The sequence below is a fragment of the Streptomyces sp. NPDC048481 genome (assembly GCF_043200075.1).
In the GTDB taxonomy this organism is placed as follows: Bacteria; Actinomycetota; Actinomycetes; order Streptomycetales; family Streptomycetaceae; genus Streptomyces.
Window position 1 is genome coordinate 98,916 of sequence record NZ_JBICXC010000007.1, and the last position, 22,210, is coordinate 121,125.

General features: G+C 71.4%; 22 protein-coding genes. 2 read left to right on the forward strand and 20 right to left on the reverse strand.

Features of this window, described 5'->3' with window-relative positions:
• Both ACGFSH_RS21830 and pyrR read right to left on the reverse strand, forming a co-directional pair.
• On the reverse strand, positions 1-981 hold the full coding sequence (locus tag ACGFSH_RS21830) for an aspartate carbamoyltransferase catalytic subunit (RefSeq protein ID WP_393351044.1): 981 nt from the start codon (positions 979-981) through the stop codon (positions 1-3).
• A gap of 105 nt (positions 982-1,086) precedes the next feature.
• The gene (gene pyrR, locus ACGFSH_RS21835; RefSeq protein ID WP_393351046.1) at positions 1,087-1,665 is read right to left on the reverse strand and encodes a bifunctional pyr operon transcriptional regulator/uracil phosphoribosyltransferase PyrR; all 579 of its coding nucleotides are present in this window, start codon (positions 1,663-1,665) and stop codon (positions 1,087-1,089) included.
• Positions 1,666-1,905: 240 nt separating this feature from the next.
• Here pyrR and bldD point away from each other — a divergent pair, with 240 nt between their 5' ends.
• A complete protein-coding gene (bldD, locus tag ACGFSH_RS21840) occupies positions 1,906-2,406 on the forward strand; it encodes a transcriptional regulator BldD (protein ID WP_030785871.1) in 501 nt (166 codons plus the stop codon).
• Positions 2,407-2,628: 222 nt separating this feature from the next.
• On the opposite strand, the gene nusB is transcribed toward bldD, so the two are convergent.
• From nusB to ACGFSH_RS21930, 18 genes are all read right to left on the reverse strand, one after another.
• Positions 2,629-3,057 (reverse strand): transcription antitermination factor NusB, encoded by a 429-nt coding sequence (gene nusB, locus ACGFSH_RS21845; protein WP_393351048.1) that lies wholly within the window; start codon positions 3,055-3,057, stop codon positions 2,629-2,631.
• A gap of 2 nt (positions 3,058-3,059) precedes the next feature.
• The gene (efp, locus tag ACGFSH_RS21850; RefSeq protein WP_020117452.1) at positions 3,060-3,626 is read right to left on the reverse strand and encodes an elongation factor P; all 567 of its coding nucleotides are present in this window, start codon (positions 3,624-3,626) and stop codon (positions 3,060-3,062) included.
• A gap of 51 nt (positions 3,627-3,677) precedes the next feature.
• A complete protein-coding gene (locus ACGFSH_RS21855) occupies positions 3,678-4,784 on the reverse strand; it encodes a M24 family metallopeptidase (protein WP_393351050.1) in 1,107 nt (368 codons plus the stop codon).
• Between the two features lie 144 nt (positions 4,785-4,928).
• On the reverse strand, positions 4,929-5,822 hold the full coding sequence (locus ACGFSH_RS21860) for a Pro-rich N-terminal domain-containing protein (protein ID WP_393351052.1): 894 nt from the start codon (positions 5,820-5,822) through the stop codon (positions 4,929-4,931).
• A 228-nt stretch (positions 5,823-6,050) separates the two neighbouring features.
• A complete protein-coding gene (gene aroB / locus ACGFSH_RS21865) occupies positions 6,051-7,145 on the reverse strand; it encodes a 3-dehydroquinate synthase (protein WP_393351054.1) in 1,095 nt (364 codons plus the stop codon).
• Positions 7,142-7,657, reverse strand: coding sequence for a shikimate kinase (locus ACGFSH_RS21870; protein ID WP_393351056.1), 516 nt, complete (start codon positions 7,655-7,657; stop codon positions 7,142-7,144). Before ACGFSH_RS21870 ends, aroB begins: the two co-directional genes overlap by 4 nt.
• A complete protein-coding gene (gene aroC / locus ACGFSH_RS21875; RefSeq protein ID WP_393351058.1) occupies positions 7,654-8,838 on the reverse strand; it encodes a chorismate synthase in 1,185 nt (394 codons plus the stop codon). Before aroC ends, ACGFSH_RS21870 begins: the two co-directional genes overlap by 4 nt.
• A 172-nt stretch (positions 8,839-9,010) precedes the next feature.
• Complete coding sequence (locus ACGFSH_RS21880) at positions 9,011-9,868, reverse strand: shikimate dehydrogenase (RefSeq protein WP_393351060.1); 858 nt, start codon at positions 9,866-9,868, stop codon at positions 9,011-9,013.
• Positions 9,849-11,648: an endolytic transglycosylase MltG gene (gene mltG, locus ACGFSH_RS21885; RefSeq protein WP_393351062.1), complete on the reverse strand. Its 1,800-nt coding sequence runs from the start codon at positions 11,646-11,648 to the stop codon at positions 9,849-9,851. Before mltG ends, ACGFSH_RS21880 begins: the two co-directional genes overlap by 20 nt.
• 123 nt (positions 11,649-11,771) lie before the next feature.
• Positions 11,772-12,236, reverse strand: a complete 465-nt coding sequence (gene ruvX, locus ACGFSH_RS21890) for a Holliday junction resolvase RuvX (protein ID WP_393351633.1) — start codon at positions 12,234-12,236, stop codon at positions 11,772-11,774.
• Between the two features lie 8 nt (positions 12,237-12,244).
• Positions 12,245-14,917 (reverse strand): alanine--tRNA ligase, encoded by a 2,673-nt coding sequence (gene alaS, locus ACGFSH_RS21895; RefSeq protein WP_393351063.1) that lies wholly within the window; start codon positions 14,915-14,917, stop codon positions 12,245-12,247.
• Positions 14,917-15,288 (reverse strand): hypothetical protein, encoded by a 372-nt coding sequence (locus ACGFSH_RS21900; protein ID WP_393351065.1) that lies wholly within the window; start codon positions 15,286-15,288, stop codon positions 14,917-14,919. Before ACGFSH_RS21900 ends, alaS begins: the two co-directional genes overlap by 1 nt.
• A gap of 9 nt (positions 15,289-15,297) precedes the next feature.
• A complete protein-coding gene (locus ACGFSH_RS21905) occupies positions 15,298-15,738 on the reverse strand; it encodes a DUF948 domain-containing protein (protein ID WP_329407914.1) in 441 nt (146 codons plus the stop codon).
• 197 nt (positions 15,739-15,935) lie between these two features.
• On the reverse strand, positions 15,936-16,550 hold the full coding sequence (gene rpsD, locus ACGFSH_RS21910) for a 30S ribosomal protein S4 (protein ID WP_069771900.1): 615 nt from the start codon (positions 16,548-16,550) through the stop codon (positions 15,936-15,938).
• A gap of 298 nt (positions 16,551-16,848) precedes the next feature.
• Positions 16,849-18,204 carry a replication-associated recombination protein A gene (locus ACGFSH_RS21915; RefSeq protein WP_393351068.1) on the reverse strand — a complete coding sequence of 452 codons (1,356 nt, stop codon included), beginning with the start codon at positions 18,202-18,204 and terminating at the stop codon, positions 16,849-16,851.
• 53 nt (positions 18,205-18,257) lie between these two features.
• A complete protein-coding gene (locus tag ACGFSH_RS21920) occupies positions 18,258-18,917 on the reverse strand; it encodes a vitamin K epoxide reductase family protein (protein WP_393351070.1) in 660 nt (219 codons plus the stop codon).
• A 212-nt stretch (positions 18,918-19,129) separates the two neighbouring features.
• On the reverse strand, positions 19,130-20,392 hold the full coding sequence (gene hisS / locus ACGFSH_RS21925) for a histidine--tRNA ligase (protein WP_393351072.1): 1,263 nt from the start codon (positions 20,390-20,392) through the stop codon (positions 19,130-19,132).
• 13 nt (positions 20,393-20,405) lie between these two features.
• Entirely contained in the window at positions 20,406-21,122 is a 717-nt protein-coding gene (locus ACGFSH_RS21930) for an MBL fold metallo-hydrolase (RefSeq protein ID WP_393351074.1), read from the reverse strand.
• Positions 21,123-21,301: 179 nt separating this feature from the next.
• Here ACGFSH_RS21930 and ACGFSH_RS21935 point away from each other — a divergent pair, with 179 nt between their 5' ends.
• The gene (locus ACGFSH_RS21935) at positions 21,302-22,123 is read left to right on the forward strand and encodes a peptidylprolyl isomerase (RefSeq protein WP_393351076.1); all 822 of its coding nucleotides are present in this window, start codon (positions 21,302-21,304) and stop codon (positions 22,121-22,123) included.
• Positions 22,124-22,210 lie beyond the last annotated feature (87 nt).

The following is a 22,210-nucleotide window of genomic DNA, read 5'->3' on the forward strand; positions in this document are numbered from 1 at the left end:
TTACTTCTCCTCGGTGGTGCGGGCGTGGCTGACGGCGGGTTCGTTGCCGCCCAGGAGCAGGTAGAGGACGGCCATCCGGATGGACACGCCGTTGGCGACCTGTTCGACGACGGTGCAGCGGTCGGAGTCGGCGACCTCGGCGGTGATCTCCATGCCGCGCACCATCGGGCCGGGGTGCATCACGATCGCGTGCTCGGGCATGCGCGCCATCCGGTCGCCGTCGAGGCCGTAGCGGCGCGAGTACTCGCGCTCGGTCGGGAAGAACGCGGCGTTCATCCGCTCGCGCTGCACGCGCAGCATCATCACCGCGTCGGACTTGGGCAGCGTGCTGTCGAGGTCGTAGGAGACCGCGCAGGGCCAGCTCTCGATGCCGACCGGGACCAGAGTGGGCGGGGCGACCAGGGTGACCTCGGCGCCGAGGGTGTGCAGCAGGTCCACGTTGGAGCGGGCGACCCGGCTGTGCAGGACGTCGCCGACGATGGTGATGCGCCTGCCGGAGAGGTCCTGGCCGATCCCGGCGTCCCGGCCGACCAGCCTGCGGCGCATGGTGAAGGCGTCCAGGAGGGCCTGGGTGGGGTGCTGGTGGGTGCCGTCGCCGGCGTTGACGACGACGGCGTCGATCCAGCCCGAGGTCGCCAGCCGGTAGGGCGCCCCGGAGGCGCCGTGCCGGATGACGACGGCGTCGACGCCCATGGCCTCCAGCGTCTGGGCGGTGTCCTTCAGGGACTCGCCCTTGGACACGCTCGACCCCTTGGCGGAGAAGTTGATCACGTCCGCGGACAGCCGCTTCTCGGCGGCCTCGAAGGAGATGCGCGTGCGCGTGGAGTCCTCGAAGAAGAGGTTGACGATCGTGCGGCCGCGCAGGGTCGGCAGTTTCTTGATGGGCCGGTCGGCCACCCGGGCCATCTCCTCGGCGGTGTCGAGGATCAGGACGGCGTCGTCGCGGGTGAGGTCGGCGGCCGAGATGAGATGACGCTGCATCTGTCAGGCTCCGTAAGGCAGTTCAGGATTCGGGAGGTTCCGGGCAGGCGGAGGCGTGCCGAAGGGGCGTACGTGCGCACGACGGCGGCGTACGCGATCCGTCTGCTACTGGGTCTGCTTGACGCCGAGCAGGACGGTGTCGCGTCCGTCCTCCTCGGCGAGCTGGACCTTGACCGTCTCCCGCAGCGACGTGGGGAGGTTCTTGCCGACGTAATCGGCGCGGATGGGCAGTTCGCGGTGGCCGCGGTCGACCAGGACCGCGAGCTGCACCGCGCGCGGGCGCCCGAGGTCGTTCAGCGCGTCGAGGGCGGCGCGGATGGTGCGGCCGGAGAAGAGCACGTCGTCGACGAGGACGACCAGTCTGCCGTCGAGGCCGTCGCCGGGGATCTCGGTGCGGGCCAGCGCGCGCGGGGGGTGCATGCGCAGGTCGTCGCGGTACATGGTGATGTCGAGGGAGCCGACGGGGATCTTGCGGTCGGTGATCTGCTCCAGCTTGGCGCCGAGCCGCCGGGCGAGGAACACGCCGCGGGTCGGGATGCCGAGCAGCACCACGTCGTCGGCGCCCTTGGCGCGTTCGACGATCTCGTGGGCGATACGGGTCAGCACACGCGCGATGTCGGGGCCCTCGAGGACGGGCCGCGCGTCGGCCTGCCGGGGGTCCTGCTCAATGTCCTGCTTGTCCATACGAAACGGACCTCCTTCTCCGCCTCACGGGACGGACCTTAAAGGACGTCGGATTTGCGCCATCCACGGTAGCAGGCCGGGAGGGCGGCGCCGTCACCCCCTTGGCCTAACCGGTCGCCACTACCACGGAAGAGTCGGTGTGGACCATTCGGCTTGACGCGGGAGAATCACGCTGCGTAACCTCACAGTGAGTTACCAGCACGCGGCTCGTGCCGCGTCGACCCAGTGCCGGGGAGCTATATGTCCAGCGAATACGCCAAACAGCTCGGGGCCAAGCTCCGCGCGATCCGCACCCAGCAGGGCCTTTCCCTCCACGGTGTCGAGGAGAAGTCCCAGGGACGCTGGAAGGCGGTCGTGGTCGGTTCGTACGAGCGCGGCGACCGCGCCGTGACCGTGCAGCGCCTTGCCGAACTGGCGGACTTCTACGGCGTCCCCGTGCAGGAACTGCTGCCGGGCACCACCCCGGGCGGAGCGGCCGAGCCCCCGCCGAAGCTGGTCCTGGACCTGGAGCGACTGGCCCACGTGCCGGTCGAGAAGGCGGGCCCGCTCCAGCGCTACGCGGCCACCATCCAGTCGCAGCGCGGCGACTACAACGGCAAGGTGCTGTCGATCCGCCAGGACGACCTGCGCACCCTCGCCGTCATCTACGACCAGTCGCCCTCGGTCCTGACCGAGCAGCTGATCAGCTGGGGCGTCCTGGACGCGGACGCGCGCCGCGCCGTCTCCCACGAGGAGAACTAGCCGCCCAGCGGCTGAGCAGAAACGTCCCCTCGCCGTGGCCGGAACCCGACGGTTCCGGCCACGTCCGCGAAAGGCGTGACCATGCCGGAGGGCCCACAGCGTGCGCTGTGGGCCCTCCGGCATGGTCACGCCCCCGAGAGACGCGGGGACACCGCCACGAGCCGCTGACGGCCCGCAGACCGCCTGTGACGGCCTGCGGCGTCCCGGCCCGCCCGGCGCGGACTACTCGCGCCGCAGGGACGGCTTGAGCTCCTTGAGGCGGCCGAGCAGGCCGTTGACGAACGAGGGCGACTCGTCCGTCGAGAACTCCTTCGCCAGCTGCACCATCTCGTCGAGAACGACGGCGTCCGGGGTCTCGTCGGCCCAGATCAGCTCGTAGGCGCCCAGTCGCAGGATGTTGCGGTCGACGACCGGCATCCGGTCCAGCGTCCAGCCGACCGAGTACTGCGAGATCAGGTCGTCGATGCGCCGCGCGTACTCCGCGTAGCCCTCGACCAGCTGCATCGTGTACTCGCTCACCGGCGGCTGCCGGGTGTCGGCCCGGGAGAGCCGCACCCAGTCCGCGAGGACCGTCAGGACGTCGGCTCCGCGCTGGTCGCCCTCGAAGAGGATCTGGAAGGCGCGCTTGCGGGCCGTGTTGCGGGCAGCCACGGTTAGCTGTTCACCCGGCCGAGGTAGTCGCTGGTGCGGGTGTCGACCTTGATCTTCTCACCGGTGGTGATGAAGAGCGGGACCTGGATCTGGTGACCGGTCTCCAGGGTGGCGGGCTTGGTGCCGCCGGTGGAGCGGTCGCCCTGAAGGCCCGGCTCGGTCTCCTGCACCACGAGCTCGACGGCGGCCGGCAGCTCCACGAAGAGCACCTCGCCCTCGTGCTGCGCGACGGTGGCCGTGAAGCCCTCGATCAGGAAGTTGGCGGCGTCGCCGACGGCCTTGCGGTCGACCATGAGCTGGTCGTAGGTCTCCATGTCCATGAAGACGAAGTACTCGCCGTCCATGTACGAGAACTGCATGTCGCGCTTGTCGACAGTGGCCGTCTCGACCTTGACGCCGGCGTTGAAGGTCTTGTCGACCACCTTGCCGGACAGCACGTTCTTGAGCTTGGTGCGCACGAAGGCCGGGCCCTTGCCGGGCTTGACGTGCTGGAACTCGACGACGGACCAGAGCTGGCCGCCTTCGAGCTTGAGCACCAGGCCGTTCTTGAGGTCGTTCGTGGAAGCCACGGTTGCGGAATCTCCTGGACTGACGTGGACGACCCCGGGGCACGCACCTGCCTAGAGGGCGAGCAGCTCCTTGGTCGTGATGGTGAGTAGCTCGGGTCCGCCGTCCGCCTCGGGGCGCACGACGAGCGTGTCATCGATCCGGACGCCGCCCCGACCCGGTAGGTGGACCCCGGGTTCGACGGTGACCGGCACGCAAGCGTCCAGTTTACCCATGGCCGCGGGAGTCAACTGCGGGTCCTCCTCGATTTCGAGTCCGACACCGTGCCCGACGAACGCCGGGAGCCCTTCGCAGTGCCCCGCCGAGGCCAGCACCTGGCGTGCCGCGCGGTCCACGTCACGGCAGGCCACACCGGGTGCCAGGGCCTCCCGCCCGGCACGCTGGGCGGCGAAGACGAGGTCGTACAGCTCGATCTGCCAATCGGCCGGAGAGGTGCCGATCACGAACGTGCGGCCGATCTCGCAGCGGTAGCCGCGGTAGGCGGCTCCCAGGCAGACCGACAGGAAGTCGCCCTCCTCGACCCGCCGGTCCGTCGGCCGGTGCCCCCGGCGGCCGGAGTTCGGGCCGGTGCCCACGGACGTGGGGAAGGCCGGGCCGTCCGCGCCGTGGTCGACGAGACGCCGCTCCAGTTCGAGGGCGAGATGGCGTTCGGTCCGTCCGACCAGGATGGACTCCAGCAGCTCTCCGAGGGCCTGGTCGGCGATCTCTGCGCCGATCCGCAGGCAGGAGATCTCCTCCTCGTCCTTGACCACCCTCGCCTGCTCCACCGCGCCGCCGAGGTCGGCCAGGCGCAGCCGGGGCGCGACGGAGCGGATCTCGCGGTGCCGGGAGACGGTGAGGTGGTGCTCCTCGATGGCGAGGGAGTCGTCGCCCCCGGCCGCCAGGAGGCCGGCGGCGGCGACCGCCGGGTCGCCGTCGGCGTGCGGCAGGCAGTGGACGCGCAGGGCGTCGTCCGGCCGGGCGTCGCCGGGACGTTCGTCGAGCGGTCCGGAGCAGACCAGGAGATCCTCGCGTCCGCCCAGCAGCAGGACGGAGCCGTTCGGGGCGGCGCCCGCGAGATACCTCACGTTGGCGGGACGGGAGATCAGCGCCGCCGCGGTGCCGGCCGCGCGGCAACGTTCCCGTAGGCGGTTTCGGCGGGACTCGTGCACCTCTGACATGACACGAGCGTAGGAGCGCCGACCGGATCGCGCCGGTTGGGAAGGCGTTCGGGGGACGCGGCGCCCCCGGGCGCGCACCGCTCCCCTCCGGCGCGGGACCGCCGGGCCGTCGTCAGCGGCCGCGCCGCTCCCCCGCCGCGCCGGTCACCACTTGGGCGGGCTGGCGATCGCCCGCGCCAGTACGTCGTCCAGGACCCTGGCCGTGGTGGGGACGTCGAGCTGGGAGTTGTCGATGATGGGCAGGCCGGAGCCGTACCAGCCGGCCATCCGGCCGTGGATGCGGGCGACCTCCTCGTCGGTGAGGCGGCGGTTGCCGGAGCGCTCGGCGTTGCGCTCCAGGACGACCTCCAGACCGGGCAGCAGGACGACGGGCAGCAGGCCCGGCCCCACATGGCGTTTCCAGCCGCCGAGGCCCACGGCCGGGCGGTCGGGGAAGATCGCGTCGTCCAGGATGCACGAGATGCCGTTGGCCAGGAAGTTGCGGGCGGCGAAGCCGCAGGTGCGGCGGGCGAGCCGGTACTGGGCCTCGGAGTGCTCGTTCCATCCCGACTGCGGGTCGGCGAAGCCCGAGCGGACCCATTCGCGCACGTCGTCGAGGCTGACATGCGCGGTGGGCACCCGGCGGTGCTCGGCCCAGAACTTGGCGACGCTGGTCTTCCCCGCGCCCGCCGGGCCGATCAGCAGCACCGCCAGCGTGGTGCCCGCCGGGTCGGGGACCGCGGCGGCGGGCGGCGCGCCGGGCATGGGGACGGGCGCGCCGGGCGGCAGCGGGACGTGCCCGGTGGCGTCCGGGGCCTGCGGGGCCGGGGCGTGCTGGGGGGCCGGGGCGTGCTGAGGGGCGGGCGGCGGCGCCGCCGGGACCGGCGGCTGGGGCGCGGGCGGGACGGGGCCCGCGGGGGCGCCGAGTTGACCCGGCTGGTGCGGGGCGCCGCCCGGCTGGTGCGGGCCCGGGTGTTGGGCGGCCGGCGACCAGCCGGCGGCCGGACCGTGCCCCGGCTGGTGGGGCGGCGGCAGCGGAGAACCCACTGCGTGCTGCATCCGGTGCCACTCCGTCTCGTACAGGCAATGGGCGCTGGCTGTGGGGGCGGACCCCCGTTCGGATCACAGCCTAAAGGGCGTGGGAGGTGGCCCCGTCCGAACGGTATCGCCCCCGGCTGTCGTTCGGTGAACGGCCGGGGGCGGTCCGAAGTGCCCGGTGCGCACGGCGAATCCGGCACAAGGGCCGCGAGGGCGCCCGGGCGGTCCCGCGCGGGCGTCCGGCGGGTCCTACTCGCCCACCTCGCCGTAGGCGGCGAGCAGGACGGCCGGGTCGGGGCCCTCCAGGACGGTCGGCTTGGCCAGGCCGTCCAGGACGATGAAGCGCAGCAGGTCGCCGCGGGACTTCTTGTCGACCTTCATGTTCTCCAGCAGCTTGGGCCACTGGTCGTAGCGGTAGTGCAGCGGGAGGCCCACCGACTCCAGGACCGTGCGGTGCCGGTCCGCCGTCGCGTCGTCCAGCCGGCCCGCGAGGCGGCCCAGTTCGGCGGCGAAGTGCATGCCGACGGAGACGGCCGCGCCGTGCCGCCACTTGTAGCGCTCGTTCTTCTCGATGGCGTGCGCCAGGGTGTGGCCGTAGTTGAGGATCTCCCGCCGCCCGGACTCCTTGAGGTCGGACGACACGACGTCCGCCTTGACCCTGATGGACCGCTCGATCAGCTCGGCGGTGTGCGGGCCCTGCGGGGTGCGGGCCGCCTCCGGGTCGGACTCGATGAGGTCGAGGATCACCGGGTCGGCGATGAAGCCGGCCTTGATGATCTCGGCGAGTCCCGAGACGTAGTCGTTGACCGGGAGCGAGTCCAGCGCGGCGAGGTCGCAGAGGACCCCGGCCGGCGGGTGGAAGGAGCCGACGAGGTTCTTGCCCTCGGCGGTGTTGATGCCGGTCTTGCCGCCGACGGCCGCGTCGACCATGGCGAGCACGGTCGTCGGGACGGCGATCCAGCGCACCCCGCGCAGCCAGGTCGCGGCGACGAATCCGGCCAGGTCGGTGGTCGCGCCGCCGCCGACGCCCACGACGACGTCCGTGCGCGTGAAGCCGGACTGGCCGAGCGCCTTCCAGCAGTACGCGGCGACCTCGGCGGTCTTGGCCTCCTCCGCGTTGGGCACCTGGATGGCCACGGCCTCGAAGCCCTGCTCGGCCAGGTCGGCGCGGAGCGCGTCCCCGGTCTCGGCGAGCGCCTCGGGGTGGATCACGGCGACCCGCTTGACGCGGTCGCCGATCAGCGCGCCGAGCTCGCCCAGCAGCCGGCGGCCGACCAGCACCTCGTAGGGCTCCGACCCCGCGCTGCCGCCGATCCGGATCCGCGTCACGGATTCGCTGCTCATGCTTCCTTCAACTCCAGTGCGTCCAGGGCTGCTCGGGTGACCTCTTCGGGGGTGCGGCCGTCCGTGGCGACGACCGCGGTGGCGACGCCCTCGTACAAATGGCGGCGGGCCTCCATCAGCTCGCGCCACTGCTTGCGCGGATTGACGGCGAGCAGCGGGCGGGCCGCGTTCAGGCCGGTCCGCTTGACGGCCTCCTCCACGTCCATGGCCAGGTAGAGCACGCGCTGCCCGGCCAGCAGGCCGCGCGTGTCCGGGTCCAGGATCGCGCCGCCGCCCAGCGCCAGGACGCCGTCGTGCTCGGTGAGGGCGCGCCGCACGGCCCGCTTCTCCATCGCGCGGAAGGCGTCCTCACCCTCGTCGACGAAGATCTCCGCGATGGCGCGGCCCGCGTCGGCGACGATGTCGTCGTCGGTGTCGCGGAAGGCGACGCCGAGCCGCTCGGCGAGCAGGTGGCCGACGGTCGACTTGCCGACGCCCATGGGGCCGACCAGGACGACCCGGGGCCCGCTCATCGGATGTGCAGGTTGTCGAGGTACGAGCGCACGTTGCGGCGGGTCTCGGCGACGCTGTCGCCGCCGAACTTTTCCGCCACCGCGTCCGCGAGCACCAGCGCCACCATCGCCTCGGCGACGATCCCGGCGGCCGGGACCGCGCACACGTCGGAGCGCTGGTGGTGGGCCTGGGTCGCCTCGCCCGTGGCGACGTCGACGGTCTGAAGGGCCCGCGGCACGGTCGCGATCGGCTTCATCGCGGCGCGCACACGCAGCAGCTCGCCGGTGGTCAGCCCGCCCTCGGTGCCGCCGGAGCGGCCGGAGGCGCGCCTGATCCCGTCGCCGGTGGCGAGGATCTCGTCGTGCGCCTTGGAGCCGGGCACGCGCGCGAGGTCGAAGCCGTCGCCGACCTCGACGCCCTTGATGGCCTGGATGCCCATCAGCGCGGCGGCCAGCCGGGCGTCCAGGCGGCGGTCCCAGTGCACGTGCGAGCCGAGCCCGACGGGGACGCCGTAGGCCAGCACCTCGACGACGCCGCCGAGGGTGTCGCCGTCCTTGTGGGCCTGGTCGATCTCGGCGACCATCGCCTTCGACGCGTCGGCGTCCAGGCAGCGGACCGGGTCGGCGTCCAGATTCTCGACGTCGGCCGGGGTCGGCACGACGCCGTAGGGCGCCTTGGCCGCGGCCAGCTCCACGACGTGGGAGACGATCTCGACGCCGGCCGTCTCCTTCAGGTACGACCGGGCGACCGCGCCCAGCGCTACCCGGGCGGCCGTCTCCCGCGCCGAGGCCCGCTCCAGGATCGGCCGGGCCTCGTCGAAGCCGTACTTCTGCATGCCGGCGAGGTCGGCGTGGCCGGGGCGCGGGCGGGTGAGCGGGGCGTTGCGGGCGAGGCCGGCGAGGACCTCCGGATCGACCGGGTCGGCCGCCATGACCTGTTCCCACTTGGGCCACTCGGTGTTGCCCACCATGACGGCGACGGGAGAGCCCATGGTCAGACCGTGGCGGACACCGCCGAGGAAGGTGACCTCGTCGCGCTCGAACTTCATCCGCGCGCCGCGTCCATAGCCGAGCCGCCGCCGCGCGAGGTGGTCGGCGACCATCTCGGTGGTGATCGGCACGCCGGCGGGAAGGCCCTCCAGCGTCGCGACAAGTGCGGGACCGTGGGATTCCCCCGCGGTCAGCCAACGCAGCCTGCTCAACGATGCTCCTCAGTGCTCGCGCCCTGGTACTGCTCTGCGCACGCGTGTCCTTCGCGTACGTCGTCGGCGTGACCGGGTGCGCGGCCCTGGCCCGCCACCCCCGATCCTCCCACGTCCGGGCCGCGGCGCCGGTCGCCGGTCCAGCAAGCGGACGCGGGGGCGCGCGGGGCGGCTACGGGTGGTGCGACGCCCCGCGGGCGGCCAGGGCCCGCTCGCCCGCCCTGCGCATGGCCTCCACCGGCGCCGGGGCCCGGCCGGTCATCCGCTCCACCTGGAGCACCGCCTGGTGCACCAGCAGGTCGAGGCCGCCGACCACGGCGCCGCCGGCCATGGACCAGCGTGCGGCCAGCTCGGTCGGCCAGGGGTCGTAGAGCACGTCGAAGAGGGCGGCGGGACGCTCCGGCACCGAGGCGGCGAGGGCGTCCGTGGCGCCCGCCGGGGTGGTGGCGACGACCAGCGGGAAGCGCAGCGCGTCGGCGGCGTCCGCCCAGTCGGCGATCACGACCTCGGCGTCGAGCCGCTCGCCCCACTGCCGCATCTCGGCGGCTCGGGCCTCGCTGCGGACGTAGGCGACGATCCGGCCGGCGCAGACCCGGGTGAGGGCGGCCAGCGCGGAGGACGCGGTGGCGCCGGCGCCGAGGACCGCGGCCGACTCGACCTGCTCGATCCCGCGTTCGCGCAGGGCGGCGACCATGCCGGGGATGTCGGTGTTGTCGCCGAGGCGGCGGCCGTCCTCGGCGAACACGAGGGTGTTGACGGCCTCGACGGAGGCGGCGGTCTCGCTGATCTCGTCGAGCAGCGGGATGACCGCGCGCTTGAGCGGCATGGTCAGCGACAGACCGGCCCATTCGGCGCCCAGCCCGTCGAGGAAGGCGGGCAGGGCCTCCTCGTCGACGTCGAAGCGGTCGTACGTCCACTCCGTGAGGTCCAGCGCCTCGTACGCGGCGCGGTGCAGCACCGGGGAGAGGGAGTGGGCGATGGGGCTGCCGAGCACGGCGGCCCGGCGGGCGTCAGTTGCCCGAGCTGGCATCGAACTTTTCCTTGAGTCGCTTGAACTCGGCGTAGGTCTTGGCGAATTCGGTGTTGCTCTTGCCGTCGGTGGCGACGAAGTAGATCCAGCCGGCCGAGGTCGGTTTGAGCGTGGCCCTCAGCGCGTCCTCGCCAGGGTTGCCGATCGGACCGGGCGGCAGGCCCTTGTTGGTGTAGGTGTTGTACGGGTCCTTGTTCTTGTTGATCTCGGACTCGCTGATGTGGATCTTGCTCTCGCCCTTCAGGTAGTTGAAGGTCGAGTCGAACTGGAGCAGCTGGTTGGTCTGGTCGTTGGTGGGCTTGAGCCGGTTGTAGACGACCTCCGCCATCTTGCGGTAGTCGTCGTGCGTCTTGCCCTCGGCCTGGACCAGGCTGGCGACCGTGACGACCTGGAGCGGGCTCTCCAGCTTGAGCTCCTTGGCCTTGGCCGCGAAGTCGTACGTGCCGTAGACGTCGTTGGCGTGGTCGACCATCGCCTTGAGGACGGTCTCGGGCTTCATGCCCTTGGCCGCGCCGTAGGTGCCCGGGAAGAGGAAGCCCTCCAGCGGGTCCTTGATGTCCTCATTGTCACCGGCCCACTTGGGCAGCCCGAGCGACGCGTACTTGGTCTCCGCGACCTTCCGGGTCGTGCCGGGGGCGAGGCCGAGTTTGGCGTCGATGGCGCGGTAGACCGCCACGTTCCGCTGTCCCGGCGTCACCAGCACGTTGGCCTGGCTCTTGGGGTCGAGCATCATCGCGACGGCGCTCTTCGCCGACATCTGCTTCTTCAGGATGTAGGCGCCCGCCTGGATCTTCCCGCCGTCGGGGTTGCTGGTGCACGCGGACACGAAGGCGTCGACGCTCTTGACGACGCCGGCCTCCTTCAGCAGTCTGCCGATGTCCGCGCCGCCCGAGCCCTTGGGCACCTGCACGCTCACCGTCTGGGCGGTGCCCGCGCCCGCGAAGTCGGGAGCCGCGCTGTAACGATTCTTGTAGTAGTGGTACCCGACGTAGCCGACGCCGCCGAGGCCGCCGGCGAACACCAGGACGACGACGAGACAGGCGCAGCCGTTGCGGCTCTTCTTCTTGCCCTTGGCGCTCTTCGCGCCGCCGGCGCCCTTGCCGCCCCGGCCGCGGCTCTTCCCGCGGCCCGGCTCCTCGTCCTCGTCGGCCTCGTCGTCGCCCGCGAAGAACGCGTGCTCACCCTGGTCGGGTCCCGGGTCCCAGTCGGTGTTCTGCCCCGCTCCGGTCTCCGGCGCCGCCTCGGGCTCCGGTTCGCGCTCGGGTTCGGGACGCCGCCGGGCGGGCGGCTCCGGCGGCGGATACGCGTCCTGGGTGCCGTAGAAGTCCGGCTGCTGCGCGCCGTAGGCGGCGGCCTGCTGGCCGTAGGGGTCACCGGGGTCGGCCGCGTAGGGGACGTGGGCGTGCGTGCCCGTCCCGTCCCAGCCGCCCTCCTGGTATCCCTCGTGGTAACCGTGCTGCTGGTTCTGCTGGGCGTACTGCTGCTGCCCCTGGTCGGGGTACTGCTGCCGGCCGTAGCCCTGCTGGTACTGCGGGTCGTACGGGGCCTGCTGCCCGTCGTACTGCTGGCCCTGCCCCTGACCCTGGCTCCAGTCTCCGTACTCGCCCTGCTGGGGATGCTGCTGCTGGGGGTGCTGCTGCTGCGGGTAGTGGTGCTGCTGGCCGCCGTAGGCAGGCTGATGACCCGTGGGGGCCTGCTGCCCCTCCCATCCGCCGTCCCCGTACAACGGGTCCTCCGGATGCCACGGTTCGGAGCCTGGGCCCCGGCCATACTCAGTCATCGATCCCCTAGAGCCGCGAGGCGGCGATCACTCGGCTGTCGCGGGTCCGTCACCGTGCCGCCTCTCTCTGTGCGGTGGCTGTTCGAACACCACCACATCGCGCGGAACGTTACCGTATCGCGATCAGACGACCACTTCGACGCCCTCGCCGGGCGCCTCGCCTGACACTCGTTCGGATTCCAGCGCCTGCTGAAGGATGATCACGGCCGCTGCCTGGTCGATCACCGAACGGCCCTTCTTGGCCTTCACGCCCGAGGCGCGCAGTCCCTGAGCGGCCGTCACGGTCGTCATCCTCTCGTCGACCAGACGTACGGATACGGGCGCGATCCTGTTCGCCAGTTCCTGTGCGAATCCGCGCACCTTCACCGCGGCGGGCCCCTCGCCCCCCTTGAGGGAGCGAGGGAGGCCGACGACGACCTCGATCGGCTCGTACTCCTCGACCAGCTGCTTCAGCCGGCGGTGGGCGGCCGGGAGGTCCCGGCCGGGGACCGTCTCCACCGGAGTGGCGAGGATCCCGTCGGGGTCGCACGAGGCGACCCCGATCCGGGCGTCCCCGACGTCGATCGCGAGCCGCCGGCCCCTGCGCATCGGCTCGCTCACTTGGCCGTTTCCGCCACGAGCCGCTCCACGGCGTCCACGGCGTCGCCGACGGCGGCCGCGTTCTGGCCGCCGCCCTGGGCGACGTCCGGCTTGCCGCCACCGCCGCCGCCGAGCGTCTTGGCGGCCGTGCGGACCAGCTCGCCGGCCTTCAGACCACGCTCGCGGGCGGCCTCGTTGGTGGCGATGACCGTCAGCGGCTTGCCGTTGTTGACCGTGAAGAGGGCGACCACGGCGGCCCGGCCGCCCTGGATGCGGCCGCGCACGTCGAGGACCAGCCTGCGCAGGTCGTCCGGCGTGGTGCCGTCCGGGACCTGCCCGGTGACGACGGCGACGCCGCGGACGTCCTTGGCGGAGTCCACGAGACCGGCGGCGGCCTGAAGCACCTTCTCCGCGCGGAACTTCTCGATCTCCTTCTCGGCGTCCTTGAGCTTGCCGAGCATGGCGGAGACCTTCTCCGGGAGCTCCTCCGGGCGGCCCTTGATCAGCTCCTGGAGCTGGGCCACGACCGTGTGCTCGCGGGCGAGGAAGTTGTAGGCGTCGACGCCGACGAGGGCCTCGATCCGGCGCACGCCGGAACCGATGGACGACTCGCCCAGCAGCTTCACCAGACCCAGCTGGGCGGTGTTGTGCACATGCGTGCCGCCGCACAGCTCCTTGGAGAAGTCGCCGATGGTGACGACGCGGACGCGCTCGCCGTACTTCTCGCCGAACTCGGCGATGGCGCCCTGCTTCTTGGCCTCGTCGATGCCCATGACCTCGGCCTGGACGTCGAGTTCGCGGGCGAGCACCTCGTTGATCTTCTGCTCGACGTCGGTCATCACGGCCGTCGGAACGGCGGCCGGGGAGCCGAAGTCGAAGCGGAAGCGGCCGGGCTGGTTCTCGGAACCGGCCTGGGCGGCCGACGGGCCGAGGGCGTCGCGCAGCGCCTGGTGGGTGAGGTGGGTGGCGGAGTGGGCGCGGGCGATGGCCGTGCGCCGGCGCCGGTCGATCGAGGCGTGGGCCTTGGCCCCGACCGTGACCTCGCCGACCTGGACGACGCCCTTGTGGACGTACACGCCGGGCACCGGCTTCTGGGTGTCGCGGATCTCGACGATCGCGCCGGTGTCCACCCGGATCCGGCCGGTGTCGCCGATCTGGCCGCCGCCCTCGGCGTAGAACGGGGTGCGGTCGAGGACGATCTCGACCTCGTCGCCCTCGGAGGCGGCGGGCGAGGAGGCGCCGTCGACGAGGATGCCGACGATCGTGGACTCGCCCTCGGTGTCGGAGTAGCCGATGAACTCGGTGGCTCCGGCCTGGTCGGCGATCTCGCGGTAGGCGCCGACGCCGGCGTGGCCGGTCTTCTTGGCCTGGGCGTCGGCCTTGGCCTTGTCCCGCTGCTCCTTCATCAGGCGGCGGAAGCCGTCCTCGTCCACGGAGAGGCCCTGTTCGGCGGCCATTTCCAGGGTGAGGTCGATCGGGAAGCCCCACGTGTCGTGCAGCAGGAAGGCCTTGTCGCCGGCGAGGACGGCGCCGCCGGACTGCTTCGTCTCGCTGATGGCCGTGTCGAGGATGTTCGTGCCGGCCTTCAGCGTCTTGAGGAAGGCGGCCTCCTCGGCGAGGGCGACCGTCTCGATGCGCTGCCGGTCGGTGACCAGCTCCGGGTACTGCTGCCCCATCATCTCGATGACGGTGTCGATGAGGTCCTTGACGACCGGGCCGGTGGCGCCCAGGAGGCGCATGTTGCGGATGGCGCGGCGCATGATGCGGCGCAGCACGTAACCGCGGCCCTCGTTGCCGGGGGTGACGCCGTCGCCGATGAGCATCACGGACGTGCGCATGTGGTCGGTGACCACGCGCAGCGAGACGTCCGAGTCGTGGGCCTCGCCGTAGGCGACGCCGGTCAGCTCGGTGGCCTTCTTGATGACGGCCATGGACGTGTCGATCTCGTACATGTTCTGCACGCCCTGCAGAATCATGGCGAGGCGCTCCAGGCCGAGGCCCGTGTCGATGTTCTTGCTCGGCAGCTCGCCGAGGATCTCGAAGTTGTCCTTGCCGATGCCCTCGCCGCGCTCGTACTGCATGAAGACGAGGTTCCAGATCTCCACGTACCGCTCGTCGTTGACGGCGGGGCCGCCCTCGACGCCGAACTCGGGGCCGCGATCGTAGTTGATCTCGGAACAGGGGCCGCAGGGTCCGGGGACGCCCATGGACCAGTAGTTGTCCTTCATGCCGAGGCGCTGGATGCGCTCCTTGGGCACGCCGACGACCTCGTGCCAGATGCGCTCGGCCTCGTCGTCGTCCTTGTAGACGGTGATCCAGAGCCGCTCCGGGTCCAGGCCGTAACCGCCCTTGTCCTGGGCGCTGGTGAGCAGCTCCCAGGCGTACTCGATGGCGCCTTGCTTGAAGTAGTCGCCGAAGGAGAAGTTGCCGCACATCTGGAAGAACGTGCCGTGGCGGGTGGTCTTGCCGACCTCTTCGATGTCGGGCGTGCGCACGCACTTCTGCACGCTGGTGGCGCGCGCCCACGGCGGCTTGACCTCACCGAGGAAGTACGGCTTGAAGGGGACCATGCCGGCGGGGACGAGGAGCAGAGTCGGGTCGTCCGCGATGAGCGACGCCGAAGGGACGACGGTGTGCCCGCGCTCCTCGTAGAAGCTCAGCCAGCGGCGGCGAATCTCGGCCGACTCCATCAGTGGTCCTCATTCCGGTTGTACGGGTTCTTCTGCTGCGAGTACGTCGTGTCGTCGAGGCGGCCGGAGCGCCCGGACGGGCCGCGGCCGTTCTCGATGGCGGGATACCGCCTGGGTGCGGGGAGCGCGGGGTCCTCGTGGATCCCGAGCGCCTCCCCCAGTTCGGCCTCGCGCTGGGCCATGTTGTCGCGGACGTCGAGCGCGAAGCCGACCGCCCGGTCCTTGAGGCGGGCGCCCGTCTCGAGCGCCTTGTTCGCCGCGGTGGCGGCGAGGCTCTCGGGGGTCAGCTGCCTCAGCTTGCGGTTGACCTTGGTGGTGGCCCAGACACCGGCGGCGACGCCCGTGCTGAACCAGAAGGTGCGGCGGAACATCGCTGGCTCTCAGTCCCTCTTTCCACGGGGCTTGCGCTTCTCCCGCCGGGAGACCGTGCGGCCCACGATCACGGTACGCCGGGGGTCCCCGGCGGGCATGCCGTCCTTGCGGCCGCCGAGGGCCCGCCGCACGCCGTAGCCGAAGGCGGCGACCTTCACCAGGGGGCCGCCGAAGGTGGAGGCGACGGTGGTGGACAGCGCCGAGGCGTTCGACGTGACTTCCTGGACGTCGGTGGCGATCGCGTCGACCCGGTCGATCTGGGTCTGCGCGGAGCGGACCGCGGCGGAGGCGTCGGCGAGCAGCGGGACGGCCTGTTCGGTCACGTCCGCGACGAGCCTGGTCGTCGCTCTGAGCGTCTGGGCCAGCCTCGCCAGCGCGACGGCGAGGAAGGAGACCAGGATCGCCCAGAACACGGCCACCAGGATGCCGGCCACCTCTCCACCGGACACTGCGCACCCGCTCCCTGTGCTGACGGACAGCTGTCTCTGCTGCTCCTCTGGAGGCGAGCCTATCGCGCCGACGCGGCCGTTCCGTACCGGATTAGGGGTGCGCGAAGGCCCGCCGCCCCGCCCGCCCCGAAGGGCAGCGGGACGACGGGCCGGGGCGCGGAAGTCCTACGACGGCCGCGGACCGATCCGGGAGGGGATCAGCGGGCGTAGTACTCGACGACGAGCTGCTCGTCGCAGATCACCGGGATCTCCTTGCGGTTCGGCTCGCGGTCCAGGCGGAAGGCCAGGGCGCCGAGGTTCACCTGGAGGTAGCGCGGGGTCTCGCCGTCGGGGGCGAAGCCACCGGCGCGGGCGACCTCGAAGAGCGTCTTGCCGCGGCTGCGCTCGCGGACCATCACGACGTCGTCGGGACGGACGCGGAAGGAGGGCTTGTCGACCTTCTGGCCGTTGACCTCGATGTGGCCGTGGACGACCATCTGGCGGGCCTGGTAGATCGTGCGGGCGATGCCCGAACGCAGGACCAGCGCGTCGAGACGGCGCTCGAGCTCGATGATCAGGGCCTCACCGGTCTTGCCCTGGACCTTGGAGGCACGCTCGTAGGCGCGCACGAGCTGACGCTCGGACACGTCGTACTGCGCGCGCAGACGCTGCTTCTCGAGCAGACGGACCTTGTAGTCCGAGTTCTGCTTGCGGCCACGGCCGTGCTCGCCCGGCGGGTAGGGACGGGCCTCGAAGTACTTGACGGCCTTCGGGGTGAGCGCGATGCCGAGGGCACGCGACTTCTTGACCTTGGGGCGGGACTGGTTCGCCACTGTCTCTCATTTCCTGGTTTCGGCTTGTCAGGGTGGAGGGAGGTCGCAATCCGCAGCCGGGGAAACCCGTCGGGTCCACATGGGACCTGTCGGGCAGCCGCTCCCCTGATCTGGGCACATACGTGCAGCACGCGAGTGGCCCACCGACCGTTCCGGGAATCCGGGTGGTGGTGGGCTGCCCGCGACACCTTCGACGGTGCGCGACGCTCCTTGGAGCCGGTCCGAAGACCGGTGCTCCGGCTGACTGTCCCGTTCTGACTGCACGGGACGCAGCGCTTCGGGCGATTCTACAGGGTGCTCAGGACCCCTTGCGACCGAGGCGCTGCCGGGTCCATTCGACGGCGTCCGCGTAGCGGGCCTCGGCTCCGTGCCGGGTGGGCGTGTAGTACTCCCGGCCGTGGACCGCGTCCGGCGCGTACTGCTGGGCGGCGATGCCCTCCGGCAGGTCGTGCGGGTACACGTACCCCTGGGCGTGGCCGAGCTTGGCGGCGCCCTTGTAGTGCCCGTCGCGCAGGTGCGGCGGGACGGGGCCGGCCAGGCCCTTGCGGACGTCCTCCAGGGCGGCGCCGACCGCCGTGGTGGCGGCGTTGGACTTGGGGGCCAGGGCGAGCGCGATGGTGGCGTGGCTGAGCGTGAGGGCGGCCTCCGGGAAACCGATCATCGCGACCGCCTGGGCGGCGGCGACCGCGATCGGCAGGGCGTTGGGATCGGCGAGGCCGATGTCCTCGCTGGCGGAGATCATCAGGCGGCGGGCGATGAAGCGCGGGTCCTCGCCGGCCTCGATCATGCGGGCCAGGTAGTGCAGGGCGGCGTCGACGTCGGAGCCCCGGATGGACTTGATCAGGGCGCTGGCGACGTCGTAGTGCTGGTCGCCGTCGCGGTCGTACTTCACCGCGGCCCGGTCGACGGTCTGCTCCAGCGTCTGGAGGCTGATCCGCGCCTCGTCCTGGTCGAGGGCGGCGCCGGCGGCGGCCTCCAGGGCGGTCAGGGCGCGCCGGGCGTCGCCGCCGGCGATGCGCAGGAGGTGCGCCTCGGTCTCCTCGGGGAGGGTGACGGCGCCCTTGAGGCCGCGGTCGTCGGCCAGGGCGCGCCGGACGAGGCCGCGCAGGTCGTCGTCCGTGAGGGGTTCGAGGGTCAGCAGGAGGGAGCGGGACAGCAGCGGGGAGATGACCGAGAAGTAGGGGTTCTCGGTGGTCGCCGCGATCAGCGTCACCCAGCGGTTCTCCACGGCCGGGAGGAGGGAGTCCTGCTGGGCCTTGCTGAAGCGGTGGATCTCGTCGAGGAAGAGGACGGTCTCCTTGCCGAAGCCGCCGATGGCACGGCGCGCGCCGTCGATGACCGCGCGGACCTCCTTGACGCCGGCGGTGATCGCCGACAGTTCCACGAACCGCTTGTCGGTGGCCTTGGAGACGACGTACGCCAGGGTGGTCTTCCCCGTGCCCGGCGGCCCCCAGAGGATCACGGAGGAGGGCCCGGCCGGGCCCTTGGCGCCGTCGCCGACCAGGCGGCGCAGCGGTGAGCCGGGTTTCAGCAGGTGCTGCTGGCCCACCACCTCGTCGAGGGTGCGCGGACGCATCCGGACCGCCAGGGGGCTCCCGGCGGGGTCCTTCTCCTGGCGGTCTTCCGCTGCGGCGGTGAACAGGTCGGGCTCCACACGTCGGAGCCTACGTCAGGGGTACGACACTCCCGCCGGGTACGGTGACGGGCTCAGGCCCAGAGGTCGGCGCCCCAGCGGGTGAGGACCAGCATGGCGATGATGCCGACGTGGGTGGCCGGCAGAACCCAGGTGAACTCGCCGAAGAACCGCTTGAGCCCGTCCGGTGCGGGCAGGAAGCCGTTGCGCACGTTGGACGAGGTGACGTACCAGAACATGGTGATCGTCGCGACCCAGGCCAGCGAGCACCACAGGCACAGGGCGTTGATGTTGTACAGCGACTGGTACTGGAGCCACGTGACGAAGCCCACGCCGAACAGCGTGCCGGCGTTGAAGGTGAGCCAGTACCAGCGGGGGAAGCGGGCGCCGGCCAGCAGGCTCATGGCCACGCAGACGACGATGCCGTACGTGACCAGGCCGAGCATCGGGTTCGGGAACCCGAAGACGGCGGCCTGCTTGCTCTCCATGACGCTGCCGCAGCTGATGATCGGGCTGATGCTGCAACTCGGCGTGAAGCTCTTGCCCTCGACCTTGGCCTCGAGGATCTTGAACTTGTCGAGCGTGATGACCCAGGCGGCGAGCACACCGGCCGCGCCGGTGATCAGCAGCAGGATCGCGAACGCACGGCTGCCGCCCACGGTCCGTGCTTGCGGCGCGGCGACGCGTCCGGGCTCGGATTCCGTGGAGACGTCTTTGACTGTCGTCTTGCTCATCACGCCGATTCCGTCACTTGAGAGGGACCATCTTCGGGCAGGGGACATTGTGCCGCACCGGACCGTGTCTCCACCGTTCGGCGGACATAAGGAAGTACGCACGGCGGGCCCCGGGCGTTCGGTTTCGGCCGATGGGCGAAGCGGACCGGCACACACGAACGAAGGGTGCCGGGCCACCCGGCCCGGCACTCCCCCGACACCCGGACGGGCGACTAGCCCAGCCTCGACTCCAGCTCGGCCACGATCTCGTTGACGCCGACGGCCCGCTGCTCGCCGGACTCCATGTCCTTGAGCTGGACGACGCCCTCGGCGAGGTCGCGTTCGCCGGCGACGACCGTGTAGCGGGCGCCGCTGCGGTTGGCGCTCTTCATGGCGCCCTTGAGCCCCTTGGCGCCGTAGGAGAAGTCGGCCGCGACGCCGAGCTTGCGCAGCTCGGTGACCTTGGCGAAGAGCACCCGGCGGGCCTCCTCGCCCAGCGGCACGGCGAACACGGAGGTGGTGGCGGGCAGTTCCAGCGCCACGCCCTCCGCCTCCAGCGCCAGCACCGTGCGGTCGACGCCGAGCGCCCAGCCCACCGACGGCAGCGCGGGGCCGCCGATCATCTCGGAGAGCCCGTCGTAGCGGCCGCCGCCGCCCACCGCGGACTGCGAGCCCAGCCCGTCGTGGACGAACTCGAAGGTCGTCCGGGTGTAGTAGTCGAGGCCGCGGACCAGTTTCGGGTCGTCCTCGAAGCCCACGCCGGCCGCGGTGATCAGCTCGCGGACCTCCTCGTGGTACGCCTTGCAGGCGTCGCAGAGGTAGTCGCGCAGCAGGGGCGCGTCCCCGAGCTGCTTCTGGACGGACTCGCGCTTGTCGTCCAGGACCCGCAGCGGGTTGATCTCCGCGCGGCGCAGCGTGTCCTCGTCGAGGTCGAGGCTGCGCAGGAAGTTCTGCAGCGCCTCCCGGTACACCGGGCGGCACTCCTTGTCGCCGAGGCTGTTGAGCAGGATGCGGAAGTTCCTGAGGCCCAGCGAGCGGTAGGCCTGGTCCGCCAGGATGATCAGCTCGGCGTCCAGCGCCGGGTCCTCGGCTCCGATGGCCTCGGCGCCGACCTGGGAGAAGTGGCGGTAACGGCCCTTCTGGGGGCGCTCGTAGCGGTAGTACGAGCCGGAGTACCAGAGCTTGACCGGCAGGTTGCCCGCCTTGTGCAGGTTGGCCTCCAGCGCGGCGCGCAGCACGGACGCGGTGCCCTCGGGGCGCAGGGCGAGGCGGTCGCCGCCCTTGGTCTCGAAGGCGTACATCTCCTTCGTCACGATGTCGGTCGACTCGCCGACGCCGCGCGCGAAGAGCTCGACGTTCTCGAAGCCGGGCGTCTCGATGTAGCCGTAGCCGGAGTTGCGCAACGGGGCGGCGATGGCCTCGCGGACGGCGAGGTACTTGGCGCTGTCCGGCGGGATCAGGTCGTACGTGCCCTTGGGGGCCTGGAAGGTGCTCACGGAAGGTCTCTCGTCACATTCCTCGTCGGGGAGGGGTGTGCGAACCCGCTCCCTGGCCGTCGGCCGCCACCTGCCGCAGATACGTGTTGGCGGCGCGCTCCTGGCCGATGGTCGTCTGGGGGCCGTGGCCGGACAGCACCACGGTCGAGTCGTCGAGCGGCAGGCACACGCGGGCCAGCGAGTCGAGCATCTCGGCCATGTCACCGCCGGGCAGGTCGGTGCGTCCGACGGAGCCGGCGAACAGCAGGTCCCCGGAGAAGAAGACCGACGGGACGTCGGCCGTCTCGGGCATCCTGAAGGTCACCGACCCCTTGGTATGGCCCGGGGCGTGGGCGACGGAGAACTCCAGGCCGGCCAGGGCCAGCCCCGTGCCGTCGGTCAGCTCGCGGACGTCGTCCGGCTCCCCCACCGTCAGCTCGCCCATGAGCGGCATCCCGATGGACCGGCCCAGGGCCTTCTCCGGGTCGCTCATCATGTACCGGTCCTCGGGGTGGATCCAGGCGGGCACGTCGTGCGCGCCGCAGACCGGGACGACCGAGGCCACATGGTCGATGTGGCCGTGGGTGAGGACGACGGCGACGGGCTTGAGCCGGTGCTTGCGCACCGCTTCCTCGACTCCGGCGGCGGCCTGGTGGCCCGGGTCGATGATCACGCACTCCTCACCGGAGGCGGGGGCGACGAGGTAACAGTTCGTCCCCCAGGCCCCGGCGGGGAACCCGGCAATGAGCACGATCGTCCTTCGTTTGTGTCGATACGCGTGGGCTTCTGGCGGCTGCGCCAGTGGTCAGAGCCTACCGGCGCTGCCGATTCCTCAGCGAACCCATATACGGTACGGGGCACACGCAGGCGGTCGGCTCACAAGACGCACGCGTCCCAGTCGACGTACGAGACGCATGAGGAGAGAACCCGGTGGTCACCCAGGAACAGCGGAAGCGTCAGCTCGCCCGGGAGAAGTTCTTGCGGCAGCAGCAGCGGCGCACGAGCGCGCGACGCAAGGCGCGCATGCGCAACACGGTGATCGCGTCGGTGCTCGGCGTGGTCGTCATCGGCAGTGTGGCGCTGTACACGACGGGTGTCCTCAAGAACGACGACGACAAGAAGGCGGACGCGAGTTCGCAGACGACGCCGTCGGCCGCCCCGAGCGCGCCGAAGGACCCGTGCGAGAAGCCGGCCGCCGGGTCGGTCAAGACGCAGTCGTGGAAGAAGGAGCCGGCGCTCACGGTCGACAAGTCGGCGAAGTACACGATGACGCTGTCGACGACCTGCGGCGACATCGGCATAGCGCTCAAGGCGAAGGCCGCGCCGCACACGGTGAACTCCTTCGACTTCCTCGCCGGCAAGGGCTTCTTCGACCACACCAAGTGCCACCGTCTGACCACCAACCAGATCTACGTGCTGCAGTGCGGCGACCCGACGGGCAGCGGCAGCGGCGGCCCCGGCTACACCATTCCTGACGAGAACCTGAAGGACGCCGGCCTCAAGGCGAACGTCTACCCGGCGGGCACGGTCGCGATGGCCAACACCGGTCAGGCGCACTCCGGCGGGAGCCAGTTCTTCCTCGTCTACCAGGACAGCCCGCTGCCGCCGAGCTACACGCCGTTCGGGACGCTGTCGGCCGACGGCATGAAGGTTCTGAAGAAGATCGCCGCCGCGGGCGAGAACACCGGCGCGGGTGACGGCGCCCCCAACGCGACCGTCGTGATCAACAAGGCGACGGTCACGAAGTCCTGACGACAGCCGATGACAAGTCGGCGACAAGGGGCGGTCAACTGCGCAATTTCGGTCGCGCTGGATGCGGACAGGCGGCCCGCCGGTCGC

Coding starts and splice junctions, on each gene's coding strand:
- ACGFSH_RS21830 (WP_393351044.1), bottom strand. CDS start 981: ATGCAGCGTCATCTCATCTCGGCCGCCGACCTCACCCGCGACGACGCC.
- pyrR (WP_393351046.1), bottom strand. CDS start 1,665: ATGGACAAGCAGGACATTGAGCAGGACCCCCGGCAGGCCGACGCGCGG.
- bldD (WP_030785871.1), top strand. CDS start 1,906: ATGTCCAGCGAATACGCCAAACAGCTCGGGGCCAAGCTCCGCGCGATC.
- ACGFSH_RS21855 (WP_393351050.1), bottom strand. CDS start 4,784: ATGTCAGAGGTGCACGAGTCCCGCCGAAACCGCCTACGGGAACGTTGC.
- ACGFSH_RS21860 (WP_393351052.1), bottom strand. CDS start 5,822: ATGCAGCACGCAGTGGGTTCTCCGCTGCCGCCGCCCCACCAGCCGGGG.
- aroB (WP_393351054.1), bottom strand. CDS start 7,145: ATGAGCAGCGAATCCGTGACGCGGATCCGGATCGGCGGCAGCGCGGGG.
- ACGFSH_RS21870 (WP_393351056.1), bottom strand. CDS start 7,657: ATGAGCGGGCCCCGGGTCGTCCTGGTCGGCCCCATGGGCGTCGGCAAG.
- ACGFSH_RS21880 (WP_393351060.1), bottom strand. CDS start 9,868: ATGCCAGCTCGGGCAACTGACGCCCGCCGGGCCGCCGTGCTCGGCAGC.
- mltG (WP_393351062.1), bottom strand. CDS start 11,648: ATGACTGAGTATGGCCGGGGCCCAGGCTCCGAACCGTGGCATCCGGAG.
- ruvX (WP_393351633.1), bottom strand. CDS start 12,236: ATGCGCAGGGGCCGGCGGCTCGCGATCGACGTCGGGGACGCCCGGATC.
- alaS (WP_393351063.1), bottom strand. CDS start 14,917: ATGGAGTCGGCCGAGATTCGCCGCCGCTGGCTGAGCTTCTACGAGGAG.
- ACGFSH_RS21900 (WP_393351065.1), bottom strand. CDS start 15,288: ATGTTCCGCCGCACCTTCTGGTTCAGCACGGGCGTCGCCGCCGGTGTC.
- ACGFSH_RS21920 (WP_393351070.1), bottom strand. CDS start 18,917: ATGAGCAAGACGACAGTCAAAGACGTCTCCACGGAATCCGAGCCCGGA.